At 68.6% G+C, this 26,360-nt stretch carries 26 protein-coding genes; 22 read left to right on the top strand and 4 right to left on the bottom strand.

Translation table 11 applies throughout. The features are described from left to right. Window positions 1-7: 7 nt before the first annotated feature. Entirely contained in the window at window positions 8-685 is a 678-nt protein-coding gene (locus ACJEIK_RS18640) for a TetR/AcrR family transcriptional regulator (RefSeq protein ID WP_064859108.1), read from the bottom strand. Window positions 686-908: 223 nt separating this feature from the next. Here ACJEIK_RS18640 and ACJEIK_RS18635 point away from each other — a divergent pair, with 223 nt between their 5' ends. Genes ACJEIK_RS18635 through ACJEIK_RS18585 form a run of 11 tightly spaced genes read left to right on the top strand, consistent with a single transcriptional unit; the run spans window position 909 to window position 12,522 of the window. Continuing rightward, window positions 909-2,891, top strand: coding sequence for a dipeptide ABC transporter ATP-binding protein (locus ACJEIK_RS18635; protein WP_406801788.1), 1,983 nt, complete (start codon window positions 909-911; stop codon window positions 2,889-2,891). Then, complete coding sequence (locus ACJEIK_RS18630) at window positions 2,891-3,760, top strand: ABC transporter permease (protein ID WP_406801787.1); 870 nt, start codon at window positions 2,891-2,893, stop codon at window positions 3,758-3,760. Before ACJEIK_RS18635 ends, ACJEIK_RS18630 begins: the two co-directional genes overlap by 1 nt. Window positions 3,761-3,805: 45 nt before the next feature. Next, window positions 3,806-4,810, top strand: a complete 1,005-nt coding sequence (locus tag ACJEIK_RS18625) for an ABC transporter permease (protein WP_406801786.1) — start codon at window positions 3,806-3,808, stop codon at window positions 4,808-4,810. Then, window positions 4,811-5,467: a cysteine hydrolase family protein gene (locus ACJEIK_RS18620; RefSeq protein WP_406801785.1), complete on the top strand. Its 657-nt coding sequence runs from the start codon at window positions 4,811-4,813 to the stop codon at window positions 5,465-5,467. It begins immediately after the preceding gene. Next, on the top strand, window positions 5,467-7,071 hold the full coding sequence (locus tag ACJEIK_RS18615) for an ABC transporter substrate-binding protein (RefSeq protein WP_061004109.1): 1,605 nt from the start codon (window positions 5,467-5,469) through the stop codon (window positions 7,069-7,071). Before ACJEIK_RS18620 ends, ACJEIK_RS18615 begins: the two co-directional genes overlap by 1 nt. Further along, on the top strand, window positions 7,071-7,901 hold the full coding sequence (locus tag ACJEIK_RS18610) for an N-acyl homoserine lactonase family protein (protein ID WP_406801784.1): 831 nt from the start codon (window positions 7,071-7,073) through the stop codon (window positions 7,899-7,901). The genes ACJEIK_RS18615 and ACJEIK_RS18610 overlap by 1 nt, the downstream gene beginning before the upstream one ends. After that, window positions 7,901-9,193 carry an allantoinase AllB gene (allB, locus tag ACJEIK_RS18605; RefSeq protein ID WP_406801783.1) on the top strand — a complete coding sequence of 431 codons (1,293 nt, stop codon included), beginning with the start codon at window positions 7,901-7,903 and terminating at the stop codon, window positions 9,191-9,193. Before ACJEIK_RS18610 ends, allB begins: the two co-directional genes overlap by 1 nt. Beyond that, window positions 9,190-9,936 (top strand): aspartate/glutamate racemase family protein, encoded by a 747-nt coding sequence (locus tag ACJEIK_RS18600; protein WP_409430117.1) that lies wholly within the window; start codon window positions 9,190-9,192, stop codon window positions 9,934-9,936. Before allB ends, ACJEIK_RS18600 begins: the two co-directional genes overlap by 4 nt. Continuing rightward, the gene (gene alc, locus ACJEIK_RS18595) at window positions 9,933-10,946 is read left to right on the top strand and encodes an allantoicase (protein WP_409430116.1); all 1,014 of its coding nucleotides are present in this window, start codon (window positions 9,933-9,935) and stop codon (window positions 10,944-10,946) included. The genes ACJEIK_RS18600 and alc overlap by 4 nt, the downstream gene beginning before the upstream one ends. After that, the gene (locus ACJEIK_RS18590; protein ID WP_133427153.1) at window positions 10,943-11,488 is read left to right on the top strand and encodes a hypothetical protein; all 546 of its coding nucleotides are present in this window, start codon (window positions 10,943-10,945) and stop codon (window positions 11,486-11,488) included. The genes alc and ACJEIK_RS18590 overlap by 4 nt, the downstream gene beginning before the upstream one ends. After that, window positions 11,485-12,522, top strand: a complete 1,038-nt coding sequence (locus ACJEIK_RS18585) for an isopenicillin N synthase family dioxygenase (protein ID WP_133427154.1) — start codon at window positions 11,485-11,487, stop codon at window positions 12,520-12,522. Before ACJEIK_RS18590 ends, ACJEIK_RS18585 begins: the two co-directional genes overlap by 4 nt. Here the strand turns inward: ACJEIK_RS18585 and ACJEIK_RS18580 are convergent, their stop codons facing one another. Beyond that, a complete protein-coding gene (locus ACJEIK_RS18580) occupies window positions 12,523-13,626 on the bottom strand; it encodes an ABC transporter substrate-binding protein (protein WP_409430115.1) in 1,104 nt (367 codons plus the stop codon). A gap of 211 nt (window positions 13,627-13,837) precedes the next feature. Between ACJEIK_RS18580 and ctaD the strand changes: the two genes are divergently transcribed. From ctaD to ACJEIK_RS18565, 3 genes are all read left to right on the top strand, one after another. Then, complete coding sequence (gene ctaD, locus ACJEIK_RS18575; RefSeq protein WP_061004131.1) at window positions 13,838-15,535, top strand: cytochrome c oxidase subunit I; 1,698 nt, start codon at window positions 13,838-13,840, stop codon at window positions 15,533-15,535. A 75-nt stretch (window positions 15,536-15,610) separates the two neighbouring features. Beyond that, window positions 15,611-16,834, top strand: a complete 1,224-nt coding sequence (gene serB / locus ACJEIK_RS18570; protein ID WP_110767291.1) for a phosphoserine phosphatase SerB — start codon at window positions 15,611-15,613, stop codon at window positions 16,832-16,834. 94 nt (window positions 16,835-16,928) lie between these two features. Continuing rightward, window positions 16,929-17,240: a hypothetical protein gene (locus ACJEIK_RS18565; RefSeq protein WP_020103125.1), complete on the top strand. Its 312-nt coding sequence runs from the start codon at window positions 16,929-16,931 to the stop codon at window positions 17,238-17,240. A gap of 14 nt (window positions 17,241-17,254) precedes the next feature. Here ACJEIK_RS18565 and ACJEIK_RS18560 read toward each other — a convergent pair whose 3' ends face one another. Further along, entirely contained in the window at window positions 17,255-18,706 is a 1,452-nt protein-coding gene (locus ACJEIK_RS18560; protein WP_133427156.1) for a PLP-dependent aminotransferase family protein, read from the bottom strand. Between the two features lie 62 nt (window positions 18,707-18,768). On the opposite strand from ACJEIK_RS18560, the gene ACJEIK_RS18555 reads away from it, so the two are divergent. From ACJEIK_RS18555 to ACJEIK_RS18520, 8 genes are all read left to right on the top strand, one after another. Further along, a complete protein-coding gene (locus ACJEIK_RS18555; RefSeq protein ID WP_165605527.1) occupies window positions 18,769-18,912 on the top strand; it encodes a hypothetical protein in 144 nt (47 codons plus the stop codon). A gap of 77 nt (window positions 18,913-18,989) precedes the next feature. Continuing rightward, the gene (locus ACJEIK_RS18550; protein WP_406801809.1) at window positions 18,990-19,610 is read left to right on the top strand and encodes a YczE/YyaS/YitT family protein; all 621 of its coding nucleotides are present in this window, start codon (window positions 18,990-18,992) and stop codon (window positions 19,608-19,610) included. Continuing rightward, entirely contained in the window at window positions 19,580-20,443 is an 864-nt protein-coding gene (locus tag ACJEIK_RS18545) for an ABC transporter ATP-binding protein (protein ID WP_061001297.1), read from the top strand. The genes ACJEIK_RS18550 and ACJEIK_RS18545 overlap by 31 nt, the downstream gene beginning before the upstream one ends. After that, the gene (locus ACJEIK_RS18540; RefSeq protein ID WP_135356591.1) at window positions 20,440-21,240 is read left to right on the top strand and encodes an NUDIX hydrolase; all 801 of its coding nucleotides are present in this window, start codon (window positions 20,440-20,442) and stop codon (window positions 21,238-21,240) included. The genes ACJEIK_RS18545 and ACJEIK_RS18540 overlap by 4 nt, the downstream gene beginning before the upstream one ends. Further along, window positions 21,240-21,890, top strand: a complete 651-nt coding sequence (locus tag ACJEIK_RS18535) for an enoyl-CoA hydratase (RefSeq protein ID WP_409430114.1) — start codon at window positions 21,240-21,242, stop codon at window positions 21,888-21,890. The genes ACJEIK_RS18540 and ACJEIK_RS18535 overlap by 1 nt, the downstream gene beginning before the upstream one ends. A 70-nt stretch (window positions 21,891-21,960) precedes the next feature. Further along, complete coding sequence (locus ACJEIK_RS18530; RefSeq protein ID WP_409430113.1) at window positions 21,961-22,998, top strand: class I SAM-dependent methyltransferase; 1,038 nt, start codon at window positions 21,961-21,963, stop codon at window positions 22,996-22,998. A gap of 1 nt (window position 22,999) precedes the next feature. Further along, window positions 23,000-24,208 (top strand): THUMP-like domain-containing protein, encoded by a 1,209-nt coding sequence (locus ACJEIK_RS18525; protein ID WP_267323473.1) that lies wholly within the window; start codon window positions 23,000-23,002, stop codon window positions 24,206-24,208. 103 nt (window positions 24,209-24,311) lie between these two features. Beyond that, window positions 24,312-25,007, top strand: a complete 696-nt coding sequence (locus ACJEIK_RS18520) for an esterase (protein WP_061007022.1) — start codon at window positions 24,312-24,314, stop codon at window positions 25,005-25,007. Window positions 25,008-25,062: 55 nt separating this feature from the next. Here the strand turns inward: ACJEIK_RS18520 and ACJEIK_RS18515 are convergent, their stop codons facing one another. Next, window positions 25,063-26,358, bottom strand: coding sequence for a PQQ-binding-like beta-propeller repeat protein (locus ACJEIK_RS18515; RefSeq protein ID WP_406801777.1), 1,296 nt, complete (start codon window positions 26,356-26,358; stop codon window positions 25,063-25,065). Window positions 26,359-26,360 lie beyond the last annotated feature (2 nt).

Raw genomic sequence — 26,360 nt, 5'->3', positions numbered from 1 at the left:
TAAGAGGTTATCCGGGGCCGGTGTGTTGTTCGATGACCTGCCTGGTGCGCTCGCGTAGGGCGGGTGTTTCGGCGTCGAGGACGCCCAGCACGCGCACGCCGGCATCGGCGACCTGCATGGGCAGATCGCATCGTTCGGGGCCGTGCGGCACCGACCACATGTTGACGAGCGATTCGACCAGCCGGAACGGTAGGTCGGCCGCCGCCGGATGGACGCCGGTGTCCTGCAGGACTGTCCGGCTCAGAGTCAGATAGTACTGTCGCAGGCGCTCGCGGTCGGACCAGAATGGCTCCAGGCGATCGGCGCGCAGTTCGGGAAGCAGGTAGAGCGCGCCCAGATTCCAAGTGCCACCGAGCAATTGGCCACCGTCGAACGCGGCCAGGGCGTGCAGGTGCTCGGTTGCCGACAATGCCGGCGTGGCGCTCTGCAGGCTCGGGATGAACGCCAGTGTCGGGGTGACGGTCTGGCTCAGCACGGCGCACAGGATGTCGTCTTTGGTCTTGAAGTAGTGGTACAACGACGCCTGCCTGATGCCGACCGAATCGGCGATGGTGCGCGTCGACGTACCCGCGTAGCCCAGGGTGGTGAACAATTCGCTTGCGGCATCGAGGATTTCGTCTCGGCCGGTGACGCCCGGGCGCCGCTGGGGCCGCAGTCGAGGCCGTCCTGTGTGGGTGGTCGACATCCATTCATCGTGGTCCACGCCGGCGGGCATCGATACCGGCGGCCAGTATCTGTCACGCGACAGAAACCTACGATATCGGCCGATTACCTGAGGGCCCCGGTTGCTTACATCGTGCTTACTTCGGCGACACCATGCGCGATGGTCCGGGGAGAAAACTGTCAACTGACAGGCCAGCGGTCACGGACGTCCCACGGCATGGCGATCAGAACGCAGGAGAGCACACATGGGCACTGCTGTATCGGTGGTGGACGCCACGCAGGTCGCCACTGTGTCGTCGAACCCGGACGCGGTGGCGACTGTGGCGGGTCTGCATGTCACGTTCCCGCGCAACGGCCGCGAGGTGCACGCGCTGCGCGGCGTCTCGCTGACCGTTCAGCGTGGCGAAATCCTGGGGCTGGTAGGTGAATCAGGTTCGGGGAAAAGCGTATTGGGCTTCGGCATGCTGGGGCTGCTGCCGTCGTCGGCCCGGATCGAGGGCAGCATCTCGGTGGCCGGCTCGGACATGGTGCACGGTGACCCGAAGGCGCTGCGCACGGTTCGCCGCCTCGATCTGGGTGCGGTGTTCCAAGATCCGATGACCTCGCTGAACCCGACCATGCGCATCGGCAAGCAGGTCGCCGAGGCGGCCGGCAGCGACGACGAAGCGCTGCGACTGCTGACCGCGGTCGGCATACCCGATCCAGCGCGGCGGATGCGCGCCTACCCGCACGAACTCTCCGGCGGCCTGCGGCAGCGCGTGATGATCGCCATCGCGATCGCCGGCTCACCGGAACTCATCATCGCCGACGAGCCGACCACGGCGCTGGATGTCACCGTGCAGGCGCAGGTGCTCAAGCTGCTGCAACGGCTCCGCGACGAAATCGGTTGCAGCATCGTCTTCATCACCCACGACCTCGGGGTGGCAGCGCAGATCTCCGACCGCATCGCCGTGCTCTACGCCGGCCGCATCGCCGAAGTCGGCCCGGCCGGTGAGGTTCTCGGCTCACCCGCGCACCCGTACACCCGCGGGCTGCTGCGGTCACGGCTGACGCTGGACACCGTGCGTGGCCGTCGGCTGGCGGCGCTGCCGGGGTCGGTGCCGAGCCCGCTGTCACCGCTCCCCGGATGCGCCTTCAGCCCGCGCTGTGACCAAGCCACCGACGACTGCGAGACATCCTCTCCCGAGCCGACGTCCGTCGGCCCCGGACGGGTCAGCGCCTGTCTGCTCACCCCGGAGCAGTTGGTGCGCGATCCGGCGGCAGAACCCGTCGCCGGGCCGGAACCTGTTGCCGCACAGCCGGTCGGCCCGGCCGCCACAGACCAACCCGCGGCCGTCACGGTGACCGACGTGACCAAGACCTTCACCGTGGCGCCGCACGGCAAGCTCCAGGCGCTGCGCGGCGTGACGCTGCGGGTGGGACATGGCGAGTCGGTGGCACTGGTAGGGGAGAGCGGTTCGGGAAAGTCCACGCTGCTGCGGGTGATCGCCGGTCTGGAGAAGGCGACGACCGGCACGGTCGAGGTGGCCGGGGAGCAGCGCCCACAGATGGTGTTCCAGGACGCGGGCGCCTCGCTCACGCCGTGGTTGTCGGTCGGTGAGTTGATCGCCGAGCGATTGCGCGGCCGGAAACTGTCGCGGGCCGCGCGGCGCGACGCCGTCATCGAGGTGCTCGACCGGGTGGGGTTGCCCGCGGAGGTGGCGAAGTCACGCGCCGGCCAGCTGTCGGGCGGTCAGCGCCAACGGGTTTCGCTGGCCCGCGCCACCGTCGTCCCGCCCGCTGTGTTGTTGTGCGACGAACCGACGAGCGCCCTGGACGTGTCCCTGGCCGCCTCGGTGCTCAACCTGATCGGTGACCTGCGCCGCGGTCTGGACATGTCCGTGGTGTTCGTGACGCACGACCTGTCGGTGGCCCGCGTGGTCGCCGATCGCATCGCCGTGATGTACCTGGGCCGCATCGTGGAGATCGGGCCGGCCGAAGAGGTCATCGGAAACCCGACGCACCCGTACACCCGCGCGCTGGTCGACGCGATCCCCGACCTCGGCCGCGAATCACGGGTCCTGCCAGGCGAACCGGCGAGCCCGCTGTCCCCGCCGACGGGGTGCGCGTTCCATCCGAGGTGCCCGGTGGCCGTCGACGCCTGCAGTGGCGACGAACTCGATGTCCGGCTCGTGGGCAAATCCGGTGGTACACACCAGGTCGCCTGTATCGAAGAGAAGGTGCGCTGATGGCCATCGCGATCCCCGCCCCGAGTCTGACCCGCGGTCGTGGCCGGCTGCGCCTGGCGTTGCCGGAATCTCGGTCGCTGCTCATCAACCGCGTGGGGTTCGCCCTCGTGATCCTGCTGACGATGGCCGTCGTCGCGGTGCCGCTGCTGGCTCCGCACGACCCGCTGATCCCGGTAGGGATGCCGCTGCAGGCGCCGGGCGAGCACGGGTTCCTGCTCGGCACCGACAGTGTGGGACGGGACATCCTGTCCCGGGTGCTCTACGGGGCGCGGTCGAGTTGGCTGGCCGCGCTGGCCGTGGTGGCACTGGGCCTGCTGATCGGCGGGCTCGTGGGCCTGATCGCCGGGGCGGCCGGCGGCTGGATCGATTCGACGCTGATGCGCATCACCGACGGCTTTCTGTCGCTGCCCGCCCCGGTGCTGGCGATCGCCGTGGTCGCGGCGCTGGGACCGAGCTTCCTGCACACCCTGATCGCGGTGTCCATCGTGTGGTGGCCGTTCTACGCCCGGCTGGTGCGCGGTGAGGTGGCGCGGCTGGCCGCACGCCCGCACGTCGAGGCCGCGAAGCTGGCCGGTGTCAGTCGATTTCGGCTCGCGGGCCGGCACCTGCTGCCGGGCGCGGTGCCCAACGCGCTGGTCGCCGCCAGCCTTGATATCGGCACGCTGATCCTGACCCTGGCCGGCCTGTCCTTCCTCGGGCTCGGGCAGGCCGCACCGGCACCGGAGCTCGGCGCAGACTCCGCGCGCAACCTGAGCTACTTCCTGCAGCAGTGGTGGATTCCGGTCATGCCCGGACTCGGGGTGCTCGTGCTGGCCCTGGTCGCCAACATCTCCGGCGACTGCCTGCGCAATCTCATGAAGACGACGTAGGCCGACGATCCGGTGATGAGCGCGTGAAGAGAGGTGAGTGAAAGCATGAAGACCTTCGTGGTCTCGCGGTTGGGGTCGATGGTGGCCATCCTGGTCGCCCTCACGGCAGTGATGTTCGTCCTGCAGAACATCTCGCCACTGGATCCGGTGAAGGCCCAACTGGGCGCTCAGGCCTCGGCCGATGCGGTGGCAACACGGCGCGCGGCGCTGGGGCTGAATGACCCTGTGCTGGTGCAGTTCTGGCACTATCTGTCCGGTGCGGCGACGGGTGATTTGGGCACGTCGTACCGGACCCGGCATGCGGTGATGTCCGACCTCGGCTCGTTCGTCCCGGCAACCCTGGAACTGGCACTCGCCGGCCTGCTGATCGCCGTCGTCCTCGCGGTGCTGCTGGCGTTCAGCACGACCCTGAACTGGCGCGGCGCCAACGTGCTTCGGGCAGTGCTGTTCACGGGTTCGTCGGCGCCGATGTTCCTGCTCGGCATCCTCGGCCTCATCGTCTTCTATCAAGACCTGGGCTGGGTGCCCGCCAACGGCCGCCTCGCCGTGCCGAATCCGCCGACCGGCCCGACCGGCATGCTGACCGTCGACGGTCTGCTCCACGGGCGACTCGACGTCGTCGCCGACGCCGCACACCATCTGATCCTGCCGGCGTTCGTCATCGCGATCGGCCCGGCCGTCGCGATCGGCCGGGTGCTGCGCAGCAGTCTGCTCGCCGACATCGACAGCGACTATGCGCGGACGGCGCGCGCCAAGGGGCTGTCCGAGACCCGGATCCTGGCCAGGCATGTGCTGCGGAACTCGGTCGGCGCCGCGCTGTCGATGACGGGACTCCAAGTGGGCCTGATGTTTTCGGGCGTACTGGTGGTCGAGCAGGTCTTCGGCTGGCCCGGCATCGGGCAGTACGTCGCGCAGAGCATTCCCGTCGCGGATTTCCCGGCGATCGCCGGGGTCACGCTGATGCTCGGCGCGCTCTACGTCGTCATCAACACGGTGGTGGACCTGCTGCAGGCCGCCGCCGATCCACGTATCGCAGTCACAGGAGGTTAGGTGCCGAAACAGCCGCTCATCGTAGGTAATCCCGTCCTCGTCGTCGTCGACATGCAGGAGTCCGGCGACATGCCGGCCGAGTTGGTCGGCATCGAGCACATGGCCGGTTACGGGGACCGGATCGCCCGGGCACAGCGCCTCATCGCGGCTGCCCGCGCCGCGCGAATCCCGATCGTGTTCTTCCAGGAAGTCCACCGCCCCAACGGAATCGACTTCGGTCGCGAACTCGACGGCGCGGAGGGGGAGCATTGCGTGGACGGCCGGCCGGGCACACCGCTGCATCCCGCGCTGCTGCCCGACTTCGACGGGCCCAACCATGAGTTCCACATCGTCAAACGCCGCTATTCCGGTTTCATCGGAACGGATTTCGAGATCGTGCTGTCGGGCCTGCGGGCATCGACGCTCATTCTCATCGGCGGGCTCACCGACGTCTGCGTGCACTACACCTTCGCCGACGCGCACCAGCGGGACTTCTACGTCCGCGTCGTGACCGACTGCGTGGGCGGGTCGTCGACCTATCGCCACGACGCTGCCCTGGATGCCATGGAGTACCTGCAGGCCGGTGCCATGCGCACCACCGAGGAGATCATCACCGCGTTTTCCGAAATGTGTCCGCCCGAACTGTCCAACCCCGCCCTCGAAGGAGCTGCCCGATGATGAAGAGCCACAAGGTCCCCGGCCGTGCGCGCGGAGGCTGGCGGATCGCCGCAGCCGGTGCCGCGGTGATGTTGACGCTGAGCGGTTGCGGTGGTTCGAATTCCGGCGGCGGCACGCCCAACGCCGCGCCGACCGACAAGGTTCTGCACCTGTCGTTCCTGCAGGACCCGGGGCAGCCGCCGGACCCTGACATCTACTACGCGGGCCAGGGCCTGTTGCTCACCACCAACACCTACGAAGGGCTGCTGCAGTACAAGGCCGGTGTCGACAAGGCCGTCCTGGAACCGCTCCTGGCCACCAGCTGGACGGCGTCGCCGGACAACAAGGTGTTCACGTTCAAGCTCCGTGAGGACGTCAAGTTCCACGACGGCACCCCGTTCACGTCAGCGGCGGTCAAGGCATCGTTCGACCGCCGGGTGGCCGTCAACCAGGGCCCGGCCTACATGGTCAAGGACGTGGAATCGGTCACCACGCAAGGTGATTACGGCGTCACCATCACGCTGAAGGCGCCCAACTCAGCGTTCCTCGACTACCTCGCATGTCCGTACGGCCCCCGGATGCTCAGCCCCGAAGGCCTGAAGAAGAACGCCGGCACCGACAACGCGCAGGGTTATCTGACCACCCACGACCTCGGCACGGGTCCGTTCGTGCTGACCGACGCCCAGGTGGGTTCGCACTACGCGCTGGCCGCCTTCCCCGAATACTGGGGCACCAAACCGTATTTCGAGAAGGTCGAGCTTCCGGTCATCACCGACGTCTCGGCGCAGCAGCTGCAGTTCAACAACGGCCAAGTGGCCGCGATCCTGCACGACCTGCCGTCCTCGGCGGTCCAGTCGTACCTGAACAACAAGTCGTTCACCAACTACTCGCTGCCGACCATGATGTCGAACTACGCGTACATCAACCCGCGCAAGGGCATGATGACCGACGCCAAGAACCGCGCGGCGGTGATGCAGGCGATCGACGTCGACGAACTGGTAAAGCAGACGTACTTCGGACGCGGCAAGAAAGCCGAGCAGATCTATCCGCCGAACATGATGGCCGCCGAATACGGCAAGCAATCGGTCCCGCATGACGCGTCGGCGTTGTCCGGCATCGCAGGCAAACTGCCCGCCGATCAGAAGACCGTCACCATCGGCTACGACTCCAGCAACCCCGATAACCAGTTGATCAGCAACCTGATTCAGACACAGCTGGCCGCGGCGGGGCTGACCGCCAAGGTGCAGGCGTACCCCACGTCCGAGATCTACGGCTGGGTCGGCACCGACGGGCAGTCCGCGCCGGAGATCATGACCTATCTCGGCTGGCCCGACGCGCCGTCGCCCTACACGTGGGGCCACATCTCGTGGGACGCCGACGGTGGCTTGAACTTCTTCGGGTGCTCGGCGCCGCCGGTTACCGCCGCACTCGCCGCGGGCCTGCCGACCGACGCCGATGCCGACTTCTCCACCGCTGGTGTGGAAGCCGTCAAGACCGGGTGCTGGCTCAACATCGCTGACGTCAACGACTTCATGGTGGCCCAGCCGTGGCTCAAGGGCGTCGAACAGGCACACGTGGTCACCAACCCGAATTCGCTGCGGCTGAACGCCCTTTCGGTCGGCTGATGGCCACTCTCGTCGGCAAGCCCGGGGTCAGGCGGATCATCCTGCTGACCCTGGGCTGGGAGGAACTGCCGAAATCGGTGTCGGTGTACGGCGCACCGCCGGAGGAGCGCATGCGGGAGCCGGTGCCCGGAGTGTTGCTGCAGACCGACGGCGGCTGGGTGTTGCTCGACACGGGATTCAACACCGCGCTCGTACGGGACCCGGCACTGTACCGGCGGTTCTTCCCGACCGTCGAGTACCGCCCGGTGCTGCCCGGACCCGGTGAGCCGATCGAGCAGCGGCTGGCGGAGGTCGGGGTGGATTTCGACGAGATCCACACCGTCGCCGTCAGCCACCTGCATCACGACCATGCCGGCGGGCTCAAGCTGTTCGCCGGAAAGGTCCCGGTGCACGCCCAGCGCCGTGAACTCGAGTACGGGCTGTCGAATCACCCTGAGCCTGAACGCAACGCGATCAACCGCATCGATTTCGACGACCCGAACATCGAGTGGCACCTGGCCGACGGGGAAGCCGAGATCGCCCCGGGCATCACCGCGGTGCCGACCTATGGGCACACGCCGGGGCACCAGAGCTTCGTCGTCGAACTCGACCCGTCCGTCGGCGGTGACGGCTTCGTCTTCGCGTTCGACGCCGCCGACCTCACCGAGAACATCGAGCACGAGCTCGCCATCGGCGGGTTCATCGACGTCGACCCGCAGGACACCATCGAGCCGATCCGCCGACTCAAGAAGTTGGCCGCCGACAGGGGGTTTCAGCTGATTCCCGGCCATGATCCACACGTGTGGCCCGAGCTCACCGACCATTTCCAGCACAGGTTCGGTGGACTGTGATGGAGTGTGTGCTGCGCGCCGATCGGGTGCTAGTCGACGGTCACCAGATTCCGGCCGCTGTGGGGATCGATAGTGGTCACATCGTCTTCGTCGGTGACGTCGACGCCGATTGCGTTGCGGTGGAAGACCTCCGGTTGCCCGAATCGGTGGTGCTGCTGCCGGGTTTCGTCGATACGCACGTCCACATCAACGAACCTGGTACCGACTGGGAGGGGTTCGCGACCGCCACCGGGGCGGCGGCCGCGGCCGGCATCACCACCGTGGTGGACATGCCGCTGGACTGCGACCCCGTGACCACGAGCGTCGCGGCGCTGGACACCAAAAAGGCCACGGCAGAGGGTAATTGCCACGTCGATGTCGGCTACTGGGCCGGGGTGGTGCCGGACAACCTGGACGGTCTGGCCGATCTGGCGCGGGCCGGGGTCCGCGGTTTCAAGTGCTTTCTCGCGGATTCGGGCAACCCAAACTTTCCGCACCTGAGCCCGCCGCAATTCCGGGATGCCATGCGGCGCATCGCCGAACTGGGCTCGGTGCTGCTGGTCCACGCCGAGAGTCATGGAGTGATCGATGCCGGTCCAGTGCCGGCGGGCCGGGCATACCGGTCGTTCCTCGCGTCGCGACCCGAAGCCGCCGAAGACGATGCCGTGGCATTGGTGATCGACGCCGCGGCGGCGACCGGGGCCCGGGCGCACATCGTGCACGTCTCCAGCGCCACGGTGCTGGCCCGATTGGTCGAGGCCAAGCGGGCCGGCATTTCGGTGACGGCCGAAACCTGCCCGCATTACCTGACATTCGCCGCCGAGGCGGTGCACGACGGTGCCACCGAATTCGCCTGCTGTCCACCCATCCGGGATGGTGCCAACCGCGAACTGCTGTGGTCCGCGCTGCACGACGGCACGCTGGATCTGGTGGTGTCCGACCACTCGCCCTGCGCGCCGCAGCTCAAGGGCGCCGGGGATTTCGGGCAGGCATTCGGTGGGATCAGCTCACTGCAGCTGAGCCCCCGCGCGGTGTGGACCCAGGCCGCCGCACGTGGCTTCGGGCTGGCGGACGTGAGCCGGTGGATGTCGGAACGCCCCGCCGCGCTGGCCGGTTACGCCGATCGGGGCCGGATCGCGGTGGGACTGCGGGCCGACCTGTGCGCCTTCGACCCCGGCGCCCTGGATACGGTGCGGGCGGCGACGCTACGGCACCGCCATCCGGTGAGCCCGTATGACGGGGCCGCACTGCGGGGTTCGGTGCTGCAGACCTGGGTGGCCGGCACGCCGGCGTTGGTGGGGGAGCCGGCATGAGAATCCTGGTGCTCAACCCGAACACCTCGGCGGGGATGACGGCCGAGATCGCGGCCGCCGCTCGATCCGCCGCGCACACTGACACTGAGATCGTCTGTATGTCACCGTATTTCGGTTCGGCAGCGATCGACTCGGCCGCCGAGAGCTACCTTTCCGCGGTCGGGGTGATGGACCTGGTCGACAGACTGACCCGGTCTGGCGACTTCGACTTCGACGCCGTCGTCCTCGCCGGATTCGGCGAGCACGGCCGCGACGCGCTCGCCGAGATGCTGACGGTGCCGGTGTTCGACATCGCCGAATGCGCCGCGCACGTCGCGCACCTGATCGGTCGGCGGTTCTCGGTGATCACCACGCTCGCCCGGTCGATCCCGCCCATCGAGGACCGGCTGCTGCTGGCCGGCCTGAACGCGCACTGCGCCTCGGTGCGCGCCTGCGGCCTGAGCACGGCCGACGTGGACGCCGACCCGGCCGGCGCCGTACAGGCGATCGTCGACGAGGCGGCGCGCGCCATCAACGAGGACGGCGCCGACGTGATCTGCCTGGGATGCGCCGGCATGGCCGGGGTGACGGCCGAGATTTCCGCCAAGCTCGGGGTGCCGGCAGTCGACGGGGTGGCCGCCGCCGTGGCTCTCGCACAGGCTGTCGTCGGACTTGGTCTGTCCACCAGCAAGACCGGGGTGTTCGCGCCGGGTCCCGATAATCCACGCAGCCACTGGCCGTTGTCGGAAGCGCTGGGCTCATGACCGACGTCGATCTCGCCTCGCGACTCGTCGGAGGCAGCGTGGTGGCGGCCAGTGACGAATCGTTCGGATTCAAGGAACGGCTCGTCGACCCGGCCGAACCCGCTTTCGTGCCCGGAACATTCGACCTGCGCGGCGAAGTGGTGGACGGCTGGGAAACCCGCCGCCACGCCGGCCGCGCCGGTGACTGGGCGATCATCCGGCTGGGGACACCCGGCCGGCTGCACACGATCGATGTGGACACCCGGTTCTTCTCGGGCAATCATCCGAGTGGTTGCGCGGTGGACGCCTGCAGCCTGGAGGGCGCCGGCGACCCGACGGACCCCGCTGTCGCCTGGACCGAGATTGTGGAATCGACTGTGCTCAAGGCTGATTCACACAACCTGCTGGCCGTCGAGGATCGCCGACGGTGGACACATCTGCGGCTGCGGCTGCAGTCCGACGGCGGCGTCGCCCGACTGAGGGCGTACGGCGAGGTGGTGCCGGACCCCGCTTCCTGGCGGGACATCACCGTCGAGGTGTCCGGCCTGGAAAACGGTGGCCGGGTCGAATGGTGCAGCGACAGCTTCTATTCCAGTGCCTCGTCCCTGATCATGCCGAACCGGCCGCACAACATGGGCGACGGCTGGGAGGCGCGCCGACGCCGTGACGTCGGACCGGACACCCACGACGCGGTGATCCTCTCGTTCGCCGTGCCCGCCGACCTGCGCCGCATCGAGGTCGACACCTCGTATTTCGTGTTCAACGCCAGCCTGGAAGTGTCGGTGTTGGGCACCCGTTGCCGCCCGGATCGTGAACATGGCTGGGGGATGGTCGCTTTCGACGTTCCGGTGCTGCCCCGGACCCGGCTGCTCGCCGATGCGCGTCAGGTGTTCTCGGTCGACGTGCCCGACGTGGCGGCACTGCGCGTGCAGGCGTACCCGGACGGCGGGCTCGCCAGGGTGCGGGCCGTGGGGGTGCCCACCACCGACGGGCTGAAGATGCTGCAGCAGCGATGGGAGGAATCGTCATGACACCACTACTGACCGAGTGCGCCGGCCTCTGGCGCCGCACCCTGCTGATCGACACCGACGGCACCCGCGATACCGCACCAGGTGTGCTGTGGCTGCAGGGCCCGACGGCCTACGTGGACTCCCGCGGTTTCGCGGGCGTCCTGCACCAGGAGGCCGACGTCTTCCAGTGGCATCGCGAGTTCGACGCCACGACACCGGGTCCACATCCTGATGCCGGCGTAATGCACTGGGAGGGCGACATTCTCGTCGAGACCGGCGTGCACGAACACTACATCGAGCACTGGGTCCGCGACCCCGGCGAGGCAGGCCCGACAGGCGCGCTGCAGTTGTCCGGGCCCGCCGGGGCCGCGGCGCTACTGGTCCGGGCCGGCGCGACGTTCGGCTGGGCCGACCGCACCGGGGTGATCCTCGGCGCCGTGGGCGGTGCCGAGCAGCGAGCCCTCGGTATCGACTTTGCCGACGTGGCTTCTGTCGGCGACGGAATCCAGGCCAACGGCGTGCGCTGGACGGTGGACAACTCGGAAGGGAATGTGAATTCATGAGTGGCGTAACGTCATTCACGTCGGTGCCGATCATCGATATCAGCGGATTGTCGTCACCCGAGCGTGCCGAGCAGCACCGCGTGGCCGCCGAGCTCGGCCGGGCGGCGGCCGACGTCGGCTTCTTCTACATCAGCGGCACCGGCATCGACGAGTCGTTGTTCGGCGCGATGCTGGCGGCGGTGAAGGAGTACTTCGCGCTGCCGGTCGAAGAAAAGATGCGTGATTACATCGGGCTGTCCCGCTGTCATCGCGGGTATGTGCCGGTCGGCGAGGAGGGCCTGGAGGGCACCGTCCCGGACCTGAAAGAAGCGTTCGACACCGCGCTGGATCTGCCCGCCGACGATCCGGATCATCTGGCCGGCAACCCCATGCTGGGCCCCAATACCTGGCCGGACCTACCCGGTTTCGCCGAGGCGGTGACCGCGTACTACCAGGCCGTGCTGGCCGTGGGGCAGCGGCTCCTGTGGGCGTTCGCCGTCGCCCTCGGCGAGGATCCCGAGGTCTTCTCCCGGCACGCCACCAAGACGCCGAGCCAGCTGCGGCTCATCCACTATCCGTACAACCCGGACGCCCACGACAGCGTCGGGATCGGCGCGCACACCGACTACGAATGTTTCACCCTGCTCAAGCCGACGGCCCCCGGCCTCGAGGTGCTCAACGGCGCGGGCGAGTGGATCGACGTGCCACCGGTGGACGGCACGTTCGTCGTCAACGTCGGGGACCTGCTGGAGCTGTGGACCAACGGCGCGTTCGTGGCCACCAGCCACCGGGTCCGCAAGGTCGCCGAGGAGCGGTATTCGTTTCCGCTGTTCTTCAACGTCGACTACCACACCGAGGTGAAACCGCTGCCGCAGTTCGCGTCGTCAGACGCCAAGCCACGCCCCGCGCTGCGCGCGGGCGAGCATCTGTTCGCCCAGACCGCGCAGACGTTCGCCTATCTGAGACAGCGCATCGAGTCGGGCGAGCTGGTCCTGCCCGACGGCTCGCTGGAACTCGGACAGTTCGGCCAGCAGGCGTTGCAGGACGCGCAATGACTAATTGATGGGCGCGTTGAGCCAGTGCAGGTCGTCGAGCATGCCGCGCGCGGCCACGATGCCCTGGCCGGTCTGCCATACCTCGTTGTTCACCACGAACACCCGGTTGTCGCGGGTGGCGGCGAGCTTCTTCCAGGCCGGGCTGTCGAGCAACGCGGCAGCCTTGTCCTTGGCCGCCGGTGACTCGAACGACAGGTAGACGATGTCACCGTCGGCAGTCGAGAAATCGGTGCCGGGCGTCAGCTTCGAGATGTCGATCTCGCGGTACGGCTTGTCGGTGAACCGTTGCGGCGCAGGGCGATCCGCGCCGATCCGGGCCAGCACGCTACCCGGGAAGTTGTTGGCGCCGAAGATTCGCATGGTGCCCTCGGTCAGCTGCACCACCGACACCTGGAAGTGCGAGGCGTCGTTCTGCCCGCCGATCCTGGAGGCGTCGGCGTTGAATCCGTCGACCAGTGCGCCCGCGGCGGCGCCGCGTCCGGTCGCCGCACCGACCATCCGTAGATCGTCCTCCCAGGCCGCGCCGGACGGACGGGTGAGTACCGTCGGTGCGATGGCCGACAGCGCGCCGTAGGTGTCCGACGTCGACGACACCTGCGAGCCGATGATCAGGTCGGGGTTGGCGGCCTTGACCGCCGCCATGTCGGGTGCGCCGCGCGTGCCGGCCGCCGGCACGTTGTGGATGACGGTGCCCAGATACGACGTCTGGCCCGACGAATCCGTCGGGGTCGCCGCGGCGACGACACGGGACTGCAGACCCAGCGCGCACAGCGCATCGAGTGCTGTGCCCGAGAGCACGACGATGCGCTGCGGGTCGGCGTTGACGTCGGTGGCTCCCGCGGCGTGGTGCACCTGACGGATGGGCGGCCCTTCATCGAGCGCTGCCGGGTTGGGCGCGCACGAGTCGTCGGGCCGGCGCTGGTTGCCGAGCACGCCCGCGGTGGCGATACGGGTGGTGCTGGTGATGGGAGCCGAGTTCGCTGCCTGAGGTTCGGCGGTGTGTCCCGAACAGCCCGTCAGGACGGCCGCGGCCGTCGCACACAGCGCGGTGAGAACCGCCGCGCTTGCGCTGGACAGCCGGGTACGGGAAGTCGGAAACTGCACGTGGCCGACGGTAACACCCGCGCGGTCGGGCCCAGATGAGGCGCGGTCGCGGGGGCCCGCGCCACGCCGGGCCAGGCGGCCGGTCCAGCCAATTACGACAGTTTGTAGGACCCTCGCCGCAAGGCTGTGCGATGGGGGATAAGATCACCGGCAGACAACATGGGATGCCCCGTGTGCTCGAACTATTCGCCCGGAACATTTGGAGGATCTGTTGGTAGCCGAAGCGCCCCCAATCGGAGAACTCGAGGCTCGTCGCCCGTTCCCGGAGCGTATGGGCCCCAAGGGCAACCTGATCTACAAGCTGGTGACCACGACCGATCACAAGCTGATCGGCATCATGTACTGCGTCGTCTGCTTCGTGTTCTTCTTCATCGGTGGCCTGATGGCGCTGTTCATGCGCACCGAGCTGGCCATGCCGGGACTGCAGTTCCTGAGCAACGAGCAGTTCAACCAGCTGTTCACCATGCACGGCACGGTGATGCTGCTGTTCTACGCGACCCCGATCGTGTTCGGCTTCGCCAACCTGGTGCTGCCGCTGCAGATCGGCGCCCCCGACGTGGCGTTCCCGCGGCTGAACGCCTTCTCGTTCTGGCTGTTCCTGTTCGGCGCCATGATCGCCATCGCCGGCTTCATCACCCCCGGTGGTGCCGCTGACTTCGGCTGGACCGCCTACTCGCCGCTGACCGACGCGATCCACTCGCCCGGTGCCGGTGGCGACCTGTGGATCGTCGGCCTGGCCGTCGGTGGTCTCGGCACCATCCTGGGTGCCGTCAACATGGTCACCACCGTGGTCTGCATGCGCTGCCCGGGTATGACGATGTTCCGCATGCCGATCTTCACCTGGAACATCCTGGTGACCTCGATCCTCGTGCTGCTGGCCTTCCCGCTGCTGACTGCCGCGCTGTTCGGCCTGGCCGCCGACCGCCACCTGGGCGCGCACATCTACGACCCCGCCAACGGCGGCGTCCTCCTGTGGCAGCACCTGTTCTGGTTCTTCGGCCACCCCGAGGTGTACATCATCGCGCTGCCGTTCTTCGGCATCGTCTCGGAGATCTTCCCGGTGTTCAGCCGCAAGCCGATCTTCGGTTACACCACCCTGATCTACGCGACGCTCGGTATCGCCGCCCTGTCGGTCGCCGTGTGGGCGCACCACATGTACGCCACCGGCGCCGTCCTGCTGCCGTTCTTCTCCTTCATGACGTTCCTGATCGCGGTCCCGACCGGTATCAAGTTCTTCAACTGGATCGGCACCATGTGGAAGGGCCAGTTGACCTTCGAGACGCCGATGCTGTTCTCGGTGGGCTTCCTGATCACCTTCCTGCTCGGTGGCCTGTCGGGCGTGCTGCTGGCCAGCCCGCCGCTGGACTTCCACGTGACGGACAGCTACTTCGTCATCGCGCACTTCCACTACGTGCTCTTCGGCACCATCGTGTTCGCCACCTACGCGGGCATCTACTTCTGGTTCCCGAAGATGACGGGCCGGCTGCTCGACGAGCGTCTGGGCAAGCTGCACTTCTGGCTGACCTTCATCGGCTTCCACACCACCTTCCTGGTCCAGCACTGGGTCGGTGACGAGGGCATGCCGCGTCGTTACGCCGACTACCTGCCCACCGACGGCTTCACCACGCTGAACGTGATCTCGACCATCGGTGCCTTCATCCTGGGCCTGTCCACGCTGCCGTTCGTGTGGAACGTGTTCAAGAGCTGGCGTTACGGCGAGCCCGTCGTGGTGGACGACCCGTGGGGCTACGGCAACTCCCTGGAGTGGGCCACCAGCTGCCCGCCGCCGCGGCACAACTTCACCGAGCTGCCCCGGATCCGTTCGGAGCGCCCGGCGTTCGAGCTGCACTACCCGCACATGGTCGAGCGGATGCGCGCCGAAGCGCACATCGGTCGATCGCACCACTAGGAATCAGCCGACCCGCCCGCGCCTAAGGCGCGGGCGGTTCTGCGTTAGGGGACTTGACAGATGACGCAGGCAGGAATGCCAAACGGATCCGTGCTCATCACCGTCACCGGTCTCGACCAGCCGGGCGTGACGTCGACGCTGTTCGGCGTGCTGTCGCGGCACAACGTCGAGCTGCTGAACGTCGAGCAGGTGGTCATCCGTGGCCGCCTGACACTCGGCGTGCTGGTTGCGGTGCCGGCCGAGGTGGCCGGCGAGGTGCTGCGGGCCGACGTGCAACAGGCCATCGGCGAGCTGGGACTCGATGTCGCGATCGACAGCAGTGACGATCAGCCCGTCCTGACGGAACCGTCGACCCACACCATCGTCGTGCTGGGCCGGCCCATCACCGCCGAGGCGTTCACCGTCGTCGCCCGCGAGGTCGCGGCGCTGGGGGTCAACATCGACTTCATCCGCGGCGTCTCCGACTATCCGGTGACGGGGCTGGAGCTGCGGGTGTCGGTGCCGCCGGTGGGCGGGGCGTACACCCAGCTGCAAACCGCGCTGGCGCGCGTCGCCGTCGACGAGGGCGTCGACATCGCGCTCGAGGACTACAGCCTGGCCCGCCGGGCCAAGCGGCTCATCGTGTTCGACGTCGACTCGACGCTGATCCAGGGCGAGGTCATCGAGATGCTGGCTGCCCGCGCCGGCGCCGAGGCCAAGGTCGCGGCGATCACCGAAGCCGCCATGCGTGGCGAGCTGGACTTCGAGGAGTCGTTGCGGGAACGCGTGGCCACGCTCGCCGGGCTGCCGGCCGAGGTGGTCGACGAGGTCGCCGACCAGATCGAGCTGACCCCGGGGGCCCGCACCACGCTGCGCACGCTGCGCCGGCTGGGTTACCACTGCGGTGTGGTGTCGGGCGGGTTCCGTCAGGTGATCGAGCCGCTGGCCGAGGAACTGATGCTCGACTTCGTCGCGGCCAACCACCTCGAGATCGTCGACGGCAAGCTGACCGGCCGGGTGACCGGCCCGATCGTCGACCGCCCGGGCAAGGCCAAGGCGCTGCGGGACTTCGCCAACCAGGCCGGTGTGCCCATGGAGCAGACCGTCGCGGTCGGCGACGGCGCCAACGACATCGACATGCTGTCGGCCGCCGGGCTCGGGGTGGCGTTCAACGCCAAGCCCGCGCTGCGGGCCGTCGCCGACGCGTCGCTGAACCACCCGTATCTGGACACCGTGCTGTTCATCCTGGGCATCACGCGTGGCGAGATCGAGGCCGCCGACGCCGTCGACGGTGTGGTGCGACGCGTCGATATTCCGTAGGGATTCCCTGGCGAGGGCACACCGGGGCCGCTGTCGCGTTACAGTGGTGACTATTGATATTGATTTGCTGCGTAAGCGTGTGGGAGATGGTGACATGAAGCGTGCGGTTCTGGTTGGTGTGAGTGCTGTCGCGTTGGTCGCCGGCCCCTTGTCGGTCGTCTCTGTGACGGCGGCCGCGCCGGCCTACGCGTGCCCCTGGGGGACGGTGCCGAGCCATTTCGAAGGCGTGTGCGTCAAGGGCACGGCGAATGGCAGTGGCCCGCAGGCGGTGCCGCCGCAGACGTCCAACAGTGGGACGGGCGCACAGATCACCCAGTCGGTCGGCGGCCTGCAGACGGTCAACGGCATCCCCTGCACGCCCGAGCACATCGGCACCTGCATCGGCCTGATCCAGAGCCAGCAGTAAGTTCTCAGGGCCCCTCAGACGACGAGGGCGTGCGCGTCCGGCGTACCGGAGCCGGTGACGCTGCGCCAGGCCTGAGCCAGCACCGCAACCGATTCGTGTAGCCGCTCCTCGGGCTGTGTGAAGGGCACCCGGATGAAGCGCTCCAGGGTGCCGTCGACGCCGAATCGTGGACCCGCGGGGATGACGAGCCCCATCCGGGACGCCGCGGCCGATAGCGCTGAACTCATGGGTGCGGGCAGCCGCATCCACATCGACATGCCGCCGTGGCACGGGCTCGCCGTCCAGTCCGGAAGTTGTTCCTGCAGAAGCGAACTCACCAGCTGCCGCCGGGCCCGCAGCATGTCGCGGCGGGCCGGCAGCACGGTGTCGGCCTGGCGGAGCAGATCGGCCGAGGCGAGTTGTTCGACGATGGCGGTGCCCAGGTCGATGGTCGGCCGCACCGCGGCGATGGCGGCCAGGGTGGACCTTTCGGCGCGAATCCAGCCGACCCGCAGTCCACCCCAGAAGGACTTCGACATCGAACCGACGGTGATCACCAGGTCGCGACGGCTCTCCAGGTAGGAGGCCAGTGGCGGCGGCAGCGGCTCGTCCAGCCAGATGTCGCAGATGGTCTCGTCGATGATGGTGCGAGTCCGGGTCTCGGAGATGATGCGCGCGAGGCGCTCGCGTCCCGCGGCCGGCAGGCTCAGCCCGGTCGGATTGTGGTTGTCGACGATCAGGTAGGCCAGATTCGGTGCCAGTTGCCGCATGGCGGCTTGCACGGCATCCAGTTCCCAGCCGTCTTCGGCCATGCTGACGGGCACCGGGCGGGCTCCGGACGCGGCGATGAGCGAGATGGCGCCGTGGTACGTCGGCTGCTCGATGAGCACGCGGTCGCCCGGGCGGGCGTAGGTGGCCAGTATGAGATTGATCGCGTGCAGGGCCCCGGTGGTCACCATGATCTCGTCGGGCTCGGTGGGAAGCCCCCTGGCGCAATATCTTTCGGCGATGGCCTGGCGAAGTTCGGCGACGCCGGTGAGTTCGATGCCGATGTCGTGCAAGTGCGGTGCCAGGCGCTGGGCGGCGCGCGTGAATGCCTCGATGGTGGCGGCCGCCGGCGCCGAGGGGGCGGCGTCGGCCAGGCTCAGCGTGCCGGTCCTGGTGAGGGGGGCCGGACTGGCCGTCGGTGCGGTGGGCGGCAGCGCCGTGGTGCTGCGGGCGCCGCGGCGGGCGTTGAGATAGCCGTCCTCGCGCAGCTGGGCATAGGCCGCGGTGACGGTGGTGCGGGAGACGCGCAGGGCGTCGGCCAGCGCGCGCTCGCTGGGATACCGGGCGCCGACGGGAAGCCGGCCGTCGACGATGAGCAGGCGGATGGCATCGGCCAGGCCCAGATAGGCGGGGCCGCTGAGGCTGGAGGTGCGCCAGTTGCCCAATTCTCGTGCCAGAAGGACTTCGTCAAGTGATCTGGCTGACATCTCGATCGACATTGAAGCCAGTATCAGCCAACTGGCTATTGAATGGCAAGCCAGTTGGCGGGAAAACTGGGGCCATGCGAACGAACTGGCTATCAAAACTGGCTGAGAAGCGCGTCCGGTCGCGGCGCGACAACCGGGCCGATGTCCGCGATCTGGATGCGGCGCGGGTGCGGCACGAACTGGATGCCATCCGCGCTCGCTTCCAGGACCACCGGTGAGGGCTGACGTCGGCGTGAAGACCACGGCCGTCCGCACGGCGCTGCTGCTGGCGGGCCTGAGCGGTTACGGACTGTCAATGGCGCTGTTCGTGCGGGCCGGCCTGGGCCTGGACCCGTGGGACGTCTTCCACCAGGGCCTGGCCAAGCACACGGGACTGACCATCGGCGGCGCGACGGCGCTCGTCGGCGTCGTCGTGCTGCTCGGTTGGATTCCGCTGCGGAACCGGCCGGGCGTCGGCACCGTCGCGAACGTCATCGTCATCTCCGTCGTGGTCGACGCGGCCCTGCTGGTGCTGCCGCAGCCGACGACGCTGCCGGTGCGCACCGCGATGATGGTCGGCGCCGTCGTGCTCAACGCCGTCAGCACGGTGATGTACATCGGTGCCGGGATGGGGCCGGGGCCACGCGACGGACTGATGACCGGGCTGGTGGCCCGGACCGGCTGGTCGGTGCGGCTGGTCCGCACCGGCATCGAGGTGACGGTGCTGGCCACCGGCTGGCTGCTGGGCGGCACCGTCGGCGTCGGAACCGTCGTGTACGCCTTGGGGATTGGGCCGCTGGTGCAACTGGTGCTGCGGTGCACCCCGACCCGGTGGCTCGCGGCCAGTGGCTGGGCACACGTGGTGGGGGACCGGGCGGCTGAACCGGCCGTGACTACGATGAGCGAGTGCCCGGCGCCCTCAACGACCACCTCGTAGAACCCGACGCCCAGCCCGATCCTGACCTGCTGATCGAATTCTCCGGGGTCACGCTGCGCCGCGGCGGGGCCACCCTGGTCGGCCCCATCGACTGGGCGGTGGAACTCGACGAACGCTGGGTCGTCCTGGGCCCCAACGGCGCGGGCAAGACGTCGCTGCTGCGCATGGCGGCCGCCGTCGAGCATCCGTCGTCGGGCACGGCTTTCGTCCTCGGCGAGCGGCTGGGCCGCACCGACATGTCCGAGTTGCGGTCTCGCATCGGGCTCAGCAGTTCGGCGCTGTCGCAGCGGATACCGGACGACGAAGTCGTGCGGGACCTGGTGGTCTCGGCCGGATACGCCGTGCTGGGCCGGTGGCGCGAACAGTACGACGACGTCGACTACAACCGTGCGCTGGACACCTTGGAGAGCATCGGCGCCGAACACCTCGCCGACCGCCGCTACGGCACGCTGTCCGAGGGGGAGCGCAAGCGGGTCCTGATCGCCCGGTCGCTCATGACCGATCCGGAGCTGTTGCTGCTCGACGAGCCGGCGGCCGGACTGGACCTCGGCGGTCGCGAAGAACTGGTGGCCCGGCTGGCTGATCTGGCCGCCGACGCCGACGCGCCGGCCACGGTGCTGGTCACTCACCACGTCGAGGAAATCCCGGAGGGCTTCACGCACTGCCTGCTGCTCTCCGAGGGGCAGACGGTCGCCGCCGGGCTGCTGCCCGACGTGCTGACATCCGAGAATCTCTCCCAGGCCTTCGGTCAGTCGATCGCCCTGGAGTACATCGACGGGCGGTACTTCGCCCGTCGTACCCGCAGTCGCGCGGCGCACAGGAGGCGTATATGACCGAACTCGACCCCTTGCATCCCCGGCCGGCCGCGACGGTGATGCTGGTGCGCGACGGTGCGCCTGGCATCGAGGTCTTCCTGATGCGCCGCACCATGTCGATGGCCTTCGCCGGCGGCATGACGGTGTTCCCCGGCGGCGGGGTCGACGAGCGCGACCGCGATGCCGACATCGCCTGGACCGGACCCGACCGCACCTGGTGGGCCGAGAAGTTCGGCGTGGACCCGGTGCTGGCCGGCGCGCTGGTGTGCGCCGCCGCCCGCGAGACCTTCGAGGAGTCCGGTGTGCTGTTCGCCGGGCCGGCCGACGACCCCGACGGCATCGTCTCCGACGCGACCGTCTACCACGAGTCCCGGGCCGCGCTGGAGAGCCGTGAGCTGTCGTTCGGTGAATTCCTGGCGCGGGAGAAGCTCGTGTTGCGTGCGGACCTGCTGTGGCCGTGGGCCAACTGGATCACCCCCAAAGAGGAACGCACCCGCCGCTACGACACCTTCTTCTTCGTCGGCGCGCTGCCGGCCGGCCAACGGGCCGACGGCAACAACACCGAGAGCGACCACGTCGCCTGGCGGACGCCCACGGCCGCGCTGGAGGAGTTCGCGCAGGGGCATTCGTTCCTGCTGCCGCCCACGTGGACGCAACTGAGCTCGCTGGACGGCCGCACGGTCCCCGAACTGATGAAGGACGATCGCACCATCGAGCCCATCGAGCCGGTCCTCACCATGGGTGAGGGCACCTGGGACATCGAGTTCTTCGACGCCGAGCGGTACAAGGCGGCTCGCGGCGGCAGGGCGCAGTGATGGACATCGGCGAATACGTCCAGATCCACGTCACCGACGGCATCGGCACCCTGCTGCTGGCCAGGCCACCGCGCAATGCGCTGACCCGCCAGATGTGCCGGGAGATCACCGCGGCCGCCGAAGAGCTGGGCCAGCGGTCCGATGTCACCGCCGTCATCGTGCACGGCGGCCACGAGGTGTTCTGCACCGGCGACGACGACCACGAGACCAGCACGCTCGACGCGGCCGAAGCGCGCGTCGCGGGCGCCGTCTGCCGCGCCGCCGTCGACGCCGTGGCTGCCATTCCGCGGCCCACCGTGGCGGCCGTGACCGGCTACGCGCTCGGTAGCGGCCTGACGCTGGCGCTGGCCGCCGACTGGCGGATCAGCGGCGACAACGTCAAGGTCGGGTCGACCGAGATCCTGTCGGGGCGGGCGCCGGCCGAGGGTGCGGCGGCGCGGTTGGCCGCGGCCGTCGGCGACAGCCGCGCCAAGGACCTCGTGTTCAGTGGCCGGTTCGCCGGCGCCGAGGAAGCGGTATCCCTCGGTCTGATCGACCAACTCGTGGCGCCCGACCACGTCTACGACGAGGCGCAGAAATTGGCGCGCAGGTTCCTGGACTCGTCTCCCGAGGCGCTGGCCACAGCAAAGGCGGCGTTCGCGGTTCGCTGAACCGGTGCTCAGCGGGTGAACAGAAGTGTGGATGTGAACTCCCGGTGACCGGGCAGTTAGGCTGACCTGCATGACGAGTACCGACCAGACGTCCGAGGTCGCCGCAGCCGACGCTGCCGCCCAGGTATCCGACGTAGTTGAGCAGGCTGTTGATCAGGCGCCCAACCCGCACGCGACCGCCGAGCAGGTCGAGGCGGCCCGCCACGACACCAAGCTGGCGCAGATCCTGTACCACGACTGGGAAGCCGAGAGCTACGACGACAAGTGGTCGATCTCGTACGACCAGCGGTGTATCGACTACGCCCGCGGTCGCTTCGACGCCATCGTCCCCGACGAGGTCCAGCGTGAGCTGCCCTACGACCGCGCGCTCGAGCTCGGCTGTGGCACCGGCTTCTTCCTGCTGAACCTGATCCAGGCCGGCGTCGCCCGCCGTGGCTCCGTCACCGACCTGTCCCCGGGCATGGTCAAGGTGGCCACCCGCAACGGCAAGGCCCTCGGCCTGGACATCGACGGCCGTGTCGCCGACGCGGAGGGAATCCCTTACGAGGACAACACCTTCGACCTCGTCGTCGGACACGCGGTGCTGCACCACATTCCCGACGTGGAGCTGTCGCTGCGCGAGGTCGTCCGTGTGCTCAAGCCGGGCGGCCGGTTCATCTTCGCCGGCGAGCCCACCACGGTCGGTAACTTCTACGCCCGCCGCCTGGCCGACCTGACCTGGAAGACCACCGTCGCGGCCATGAAGCTGCCCGGTCTGGAGTCCTGGCGCCGGCCGCAGGAAGAGCTCGACGAGAACTCCCGCGCCGCGGCGCTCGAGTGGATCGTCGACCTGCACACCTTCGATCCCGCCGACCTGGAGCGCATGGCGACCAACGCCGGTGCCGTCGAAGTCGCCACGGCCAGTGAGGAATTCACCGCCGCCATGCTGGGCTGGCCGGTGCGGACCTTCGAGTCGACGGTGCCGCCGGGCAAGCTCGGCTTCAAGTGGGCCAAGTTCGCCTTCGGTGGCTGGACCACGCTGAGCTGGTTGGACGCCAACGTGTGGCGCCGCGTGGTGCCGAAGGGCTGGTTCTACAACGTGATGATCACCGGGGTCAAGCCCTCCTGAGTTGGCTGTTGCCTTCACGCTCGACGATGTTGCCTACCTGACCGGACCCGGTCAGGAGGCGCTCGCCGAGGTGGCCGCGCGGCCTCTGACCGATGCCCGCCGGGTATCCGACATCGCCTGGGCGCGTTCGCGTTTCGGTGACCGCGCGGCGGTGCTGGTCGAGACCGTGCTGCTGCGTCGCCGGGCCGTCGCCAAACTGGCCGAGCTGGGCGATGTCACCGGCTGGCTGTTCACCGACGAGGCGCTGCAGCAGGCCACCGCAGGGGCCGTCGCCGTTCATCGGGCGCGGCGGTTGGCCGGCCGCGTCGTGCACGATGCGACGTGTTCGGTCGGGACAGAGCTTGCCGCCCTGAGTAATTCGGGCGGCGCCGGCGCGGCGGCCCTGCTCGTCGGCAGCGACCTCGACGGCGTCCGGCTGGCCATGGCGCGCCACAACGTGGGTGCCCGCGCGCTGCTGTGCCGCGCCGACGCCCTCCGCCCGATCACACGGGACACGGTGGTGGTCGTCGACCCGGCCCGGCGCAGTTCGGGGCGCCGCAAGTTCGATCCCCGCGATTACGCCCCGCCATTGGACGAGCTGCTCGCGGTCTACCAGGGCCGCGACCTCGTGGTGAAATGCGCTCCCGGCGTCGATTTCGGCCAGCTGTCGGAGCTTGGATTCCGCGGCGAGGTGCAGATCACGTCGCTGGCCGGCAGCGTCCGGGAGGCCTGCCTGTGGTCACCGGGGCTGGCCCCGTCCGGCGTCACGCGCCGGGCCACGGTGCTCGACAAGACCGGCCAGGTGGCGGAGGAATTCACCGATGCCGACCCCGACGACTGTCCCTCGGGGCCTGCGGGGCGGTGGATCGTCGACCCCGACGGTGCGGTGGTGCGGGCCGGCCTGGTGCGGCACTATGCGGCGCGGCACGGCCTGTGGCAGCTGGACCCGGCGATCGCGTATCTGTCGGGCGACGAGTTGCCGCGCGGGACAAGGGGTTTCGAGGTCGTCGAGCAGATCGCCTACAACGAGAAGCGGCTCCGGCAGGCGCTGTCCGCGCACGGGGCGGCGGCCGTCGAAATCCTGGTCCGCGGCGTGGACGTCGACCCGGATGCGTTGCGCGCCAAGCTGAAGCTGCAGCGCTCGGGGGCTCAGCTGTCCGTGGTGATCACGCGCATCGGCGCCGGGGCCGCAGCCCGGCCGACAGCCTTCATTTGCCGGCCGTCGCGCTGAGATCACCTGGTCGCAGTTCATGCTCGGGACCGGCAGGGCCGACAGGTACGCTAGAACCGGTGGCGATGTGCCGCCATTCATTCATCCCTGGAGGATTCACCAGATGCGCCTTCCCGCACTCGCCGCAGTGATCGCTGCAACAGGGGCGGTCGGATGGCTCGGCATGCCTCTTGCGGCCGCGACCCCGGCGAAATGCCCGGAGCTGGGCGGCGTCGTCGACGGCTCGCGGATGTGTCAGATTCGCGACACCACCCGCGGCTACGCGCTCAACATCAGCTACCCCATCGACTACCCGGATCAGCAGGCGGTGGTCGACTACATCACGCAGACCCGTGACGGGTACGTCAACGTCGCGAAGATGCCTGGGCCGCACGAGACCTCGTACGAGCTGGACACCAGCGCGACGCAGTACACAGCGGCGATCCCACCGCGCAACACCCAGTCGGTCGTCTTCAAGACGTTCCAGGATGTCGGTGGGGCGCATCCGCAGACCTTCTACAAGACGTTCACGTGGGACCTGGTCCAGCGCAGGCCGATCACCATCGAGAACCTGTTCGCACCTGGCGCACAACCTTTTCCGGTGATCCTGCCGATGGTTCAGGGTGAACTGATCCGCCAGTCCGCGCAGCCGGTGCTGATGCCGCCCGCGGCCGGGCTGGACCCCGAGACCTACCAGAACTTCGCGATCACCAACGACTCGCTGATCTTCTTCTTCAGCCAGGGGCAGGTGCTACCGGAATCCGCCGGCGCGGTGCAGGTCACGGTGCCGCGAGCCCCGATCGAGGCGATGCTGGCCTAGGGATTCGTGCACGATTTTCCGCGGCCCGCGCGGAAAATCGTGCACAAATCCCTGATCAGGCTGGGGCGAACGCGTAGACCTGGCCGTCGCTCGTCGCGGTGACGACGCGTTTGTCGTGCCCGACGGATACTCCGACCGGCCAGCCCGTGGCGCCCGGCAGCGGATAGCTGTTCACGGTGTGGCCGTCGGCGGGGGAGAAGACCACCAATGCCTGGCCGGCCTGACCGTCGCGGACCACGACGTACCCGACTTCGGTGCCGGCGCGCGTCGACGTCGTCAGCGGCTCGACGTCGCTGCGCGTCCACGCCACCTCACCCTTGTCGCCCTTGTCCTTGACCGCGGTGAGCTTGGTCTGCGGCCCGCCGCCGGCGACCACCAGACCATCCGGCGTCACCGACGGCGGCGTCTGCGGCTGGAAGCCCAGGTTGACCGACCATTTGGCCTTGCCGTCGGCGGAGTTCACCGCCCACAGGTGCTGGTCGCGGCCGTTGACGTAGACGGTCTTGCCGTCGGCGGACAGTACCGGGCTGGCGATGGGACCGCCCCCGACCGCGGTGCTGGTCCATTCGCGCGTCAGCAGCGGCGTCTGGCCCTCGTGGTAGCGCATGCCGACGAGGACGGGGGCATCGGTGCCCGGCTGCCACAGGCCCAGCACCACCATGTTGGTGTCAGGGGAGTAGGCGGGCGCCGCAGAGATGGGGCAGGCCGATTTGGCGGGCTGGCAGTCGGCCAGGCCGCGCGCCGAGTCGGCGGGGTCGACGCCGCTGACGAGGTCCAGCGGGGCGCCGATGGTCTGGCCGCGGTGCGCGTCGAAAACCAGCACCTGGCCCAGGTGCGTCACCACCAGGAGCTGACCGGGGGACAGGATGCGCGGCGTCGTCGGCATCCCGATGACCGGCTGGCGCCACCGGATCCACTGCGTCGGCGGGAACGACATGATCGCGCCCGGTTGGCCGACGTACATGTTGTCGAAGCCATCGAACAGGGGACTCGACATGCCGCCGCCCTGCCACAGGCGCGTGCACCAGCGCTGGCGGCCATGCTGGTCGCTTTCCCACACCATCAGCGAGCAACCATTGGCCGACTGCGCGTTGATGGCCAGAAAGCTGCCCGAGCCGAGGATCACCTGTGCGCCGATATTGCCCTTGGCCGAGCGGGCCCAGTCCTGCTTGAGGCTGCTCGCCCCGGCCAGCGCGGTGTAGCTGCTGTTGGCGGCGTCGCCATACTGCGCCGGCCAGCCGTCCGAGGGGTGCGCCTTGACCCAGGAGTCGGTGTTGCCGCACCCGGCGACGGTCAGGGTGACCGCGGCAACAGCAATGACGGCGAGGCGGCGGATTCGGTGTGCAGGCATCG

It is taken from the genome of Mycobacterium sp. SMC-16 (assembly GCF_046250085.1).
Classification (GTDB): Bacteria; Actinomycetota; Actinomycetes; order Mycobacteriales; family Mycobacteriaceae; genus Mycobacterium; species Mycobacterium phocaicum.
Note: the sequence above shows the minus strand (reverse complement) of the source record. Positions and strands in the feature narration are given on the sequence as shown.

Coding starts and splice junctions, on each gene's coding strand:
- ACJEIK_RS18640 (WP_064859108.1), bottom strand. CDS start 685: ATGTCGACCACCCACACAGGACGGCCTCGACTGCGGCCCCAGCGGCGC.
- ACJEIK_RS18635 (WP_406801788.1), top strand. CDS start 909: ATGGGCACTGCTGTATCGGTGGTGGACGCCACGCAGGTCGCCACTGTG.
- ACJEIK_RS18630 (WP_406801787.1), top strand. CDS start 2,891: ATGGCCATCGCGATCCCCGCCCCGAGTCTGACCCGCGGTCGTGGCCGG.
- ACJEIK_RS18625 (WP_406801786.1), top strand. CDS start 3,806: ATGAAGACCTTCGTGGTCTCGCGGTTGGGGTCGATGGTGGCCATCCTG.
- ACJEIK_RS18615 (WP_061004109.1), top strand. CDS start 5,467: ATGAAGAGCCACAAGGTCCCCGGCCGTGCGCGCGGAGGCTGGCGGATC.
- ACJEIK_RS18610 (WP_406801784.1), top strand. CDS start 7,071: ATGGCCACTCTCGTCGGCAAGCCCGGGGTCAGGCGGATCATCCTGCTG.
- allB (WP_406801783.1), top strand. CDS start 7,901: ATGGAGTGTGTGCTGCGCGCCGATCGGGTGCTAGTCGACGGTCACCAG.
- ACJEIK_RS18600 (WP_409430117.1), top strand. CDS start 9,190: ATGAGAATCCTGGTGCTCAACCCGAACACCTCGGCGGGGATGACGGCC.
- alc (WP_409430116.1), top strand. CDS start 9,933: ATGACCGACGTCGATCTCGCCTCGCGACTCGTCGGAGGCAGCGTGGTG.
- ACJEIK_RS18590 (WP_133427153.1), top strand. CDS start 10,943: ATGACACCACTACTGACCGAGTGCGCCGGCCTCTGGCGCCGCACCCTG.
- ACJEIK_RS18585 (WP_133427154.1), top strand. CDS start 11,485: ATGAGTGGCGTAACGTCATTCACGTCGGTGCCGATCATCGATATCAGC.
- serB (WP_110767291.1), top strand. CDS start 15,611: ATGCCAAACGGATCCGTGCTCATCACCGTCACCGGTCTCGACCAGCCG.
- ACJEIK_RS18565 (WP_020103125.1), top strand. CDS start 16,929: ATGAAGCGTGCGGTTCTGGTTGGTGTGAGTGCTGTCGCGTTGGTCGCC.
- ACJEIK_RS18560 (WP_133427156.1), bottom strand. CDS start 18,706: ATGTCGATCGAGATGTCAGCCAGATCACTTGACGAAGTCCTTCTGGCA.
- ACJEIK_RS18555 (WP_165605527.1), top strand. CDS start 18,769: ATGCGAACGAACTGGCTATCAAAACTGGCTGAGAAGCGCGTCCGGTCG.
- ACJEIK_RS18550 (WP_406801809.1), top strand. CDS start 18,990: ATGGCGCTGTTCGTGCGGGCCGGCCTGGGCCTGGACCCGTGGGACGTC.
- ACJEIK_RS18540 (WP_135356591.1), top strand. CDS start 20,440: ATGACCGAACTCGACCCCTTGCATCCCCGGCCGGCCGCGACGGTGATG.
- ACJEIK_RS18535 (WP_409430114.1), top strand. CDS start 21,240: ATGGACATCGGCGAATACGTCCAGATCCACGTCACCGACGGCATCGGC.
- ACJEIK_RS18530 (WP_409430113.1), top strand. CDS start 21,961: ATGACGAGTACCGACCAGACGTCCGAGGTCGCCGCAGCCGACGCTGCC.
- ACJEIK_RS18520 (WP_061007022.1), top strand. CDS start 24,312: ATGCGCCTTCCCGCACTCGCCGCAGTGATCGCTGCAACAGGGGCGGTC.
- ACJEIK_RS18515 (WP_406801777.1), bottom strand. CDS start 26,358: ATGCCTGCACACCGAATCCGCCGCCTCGCCGTCATTGCTGTTGCCGCG.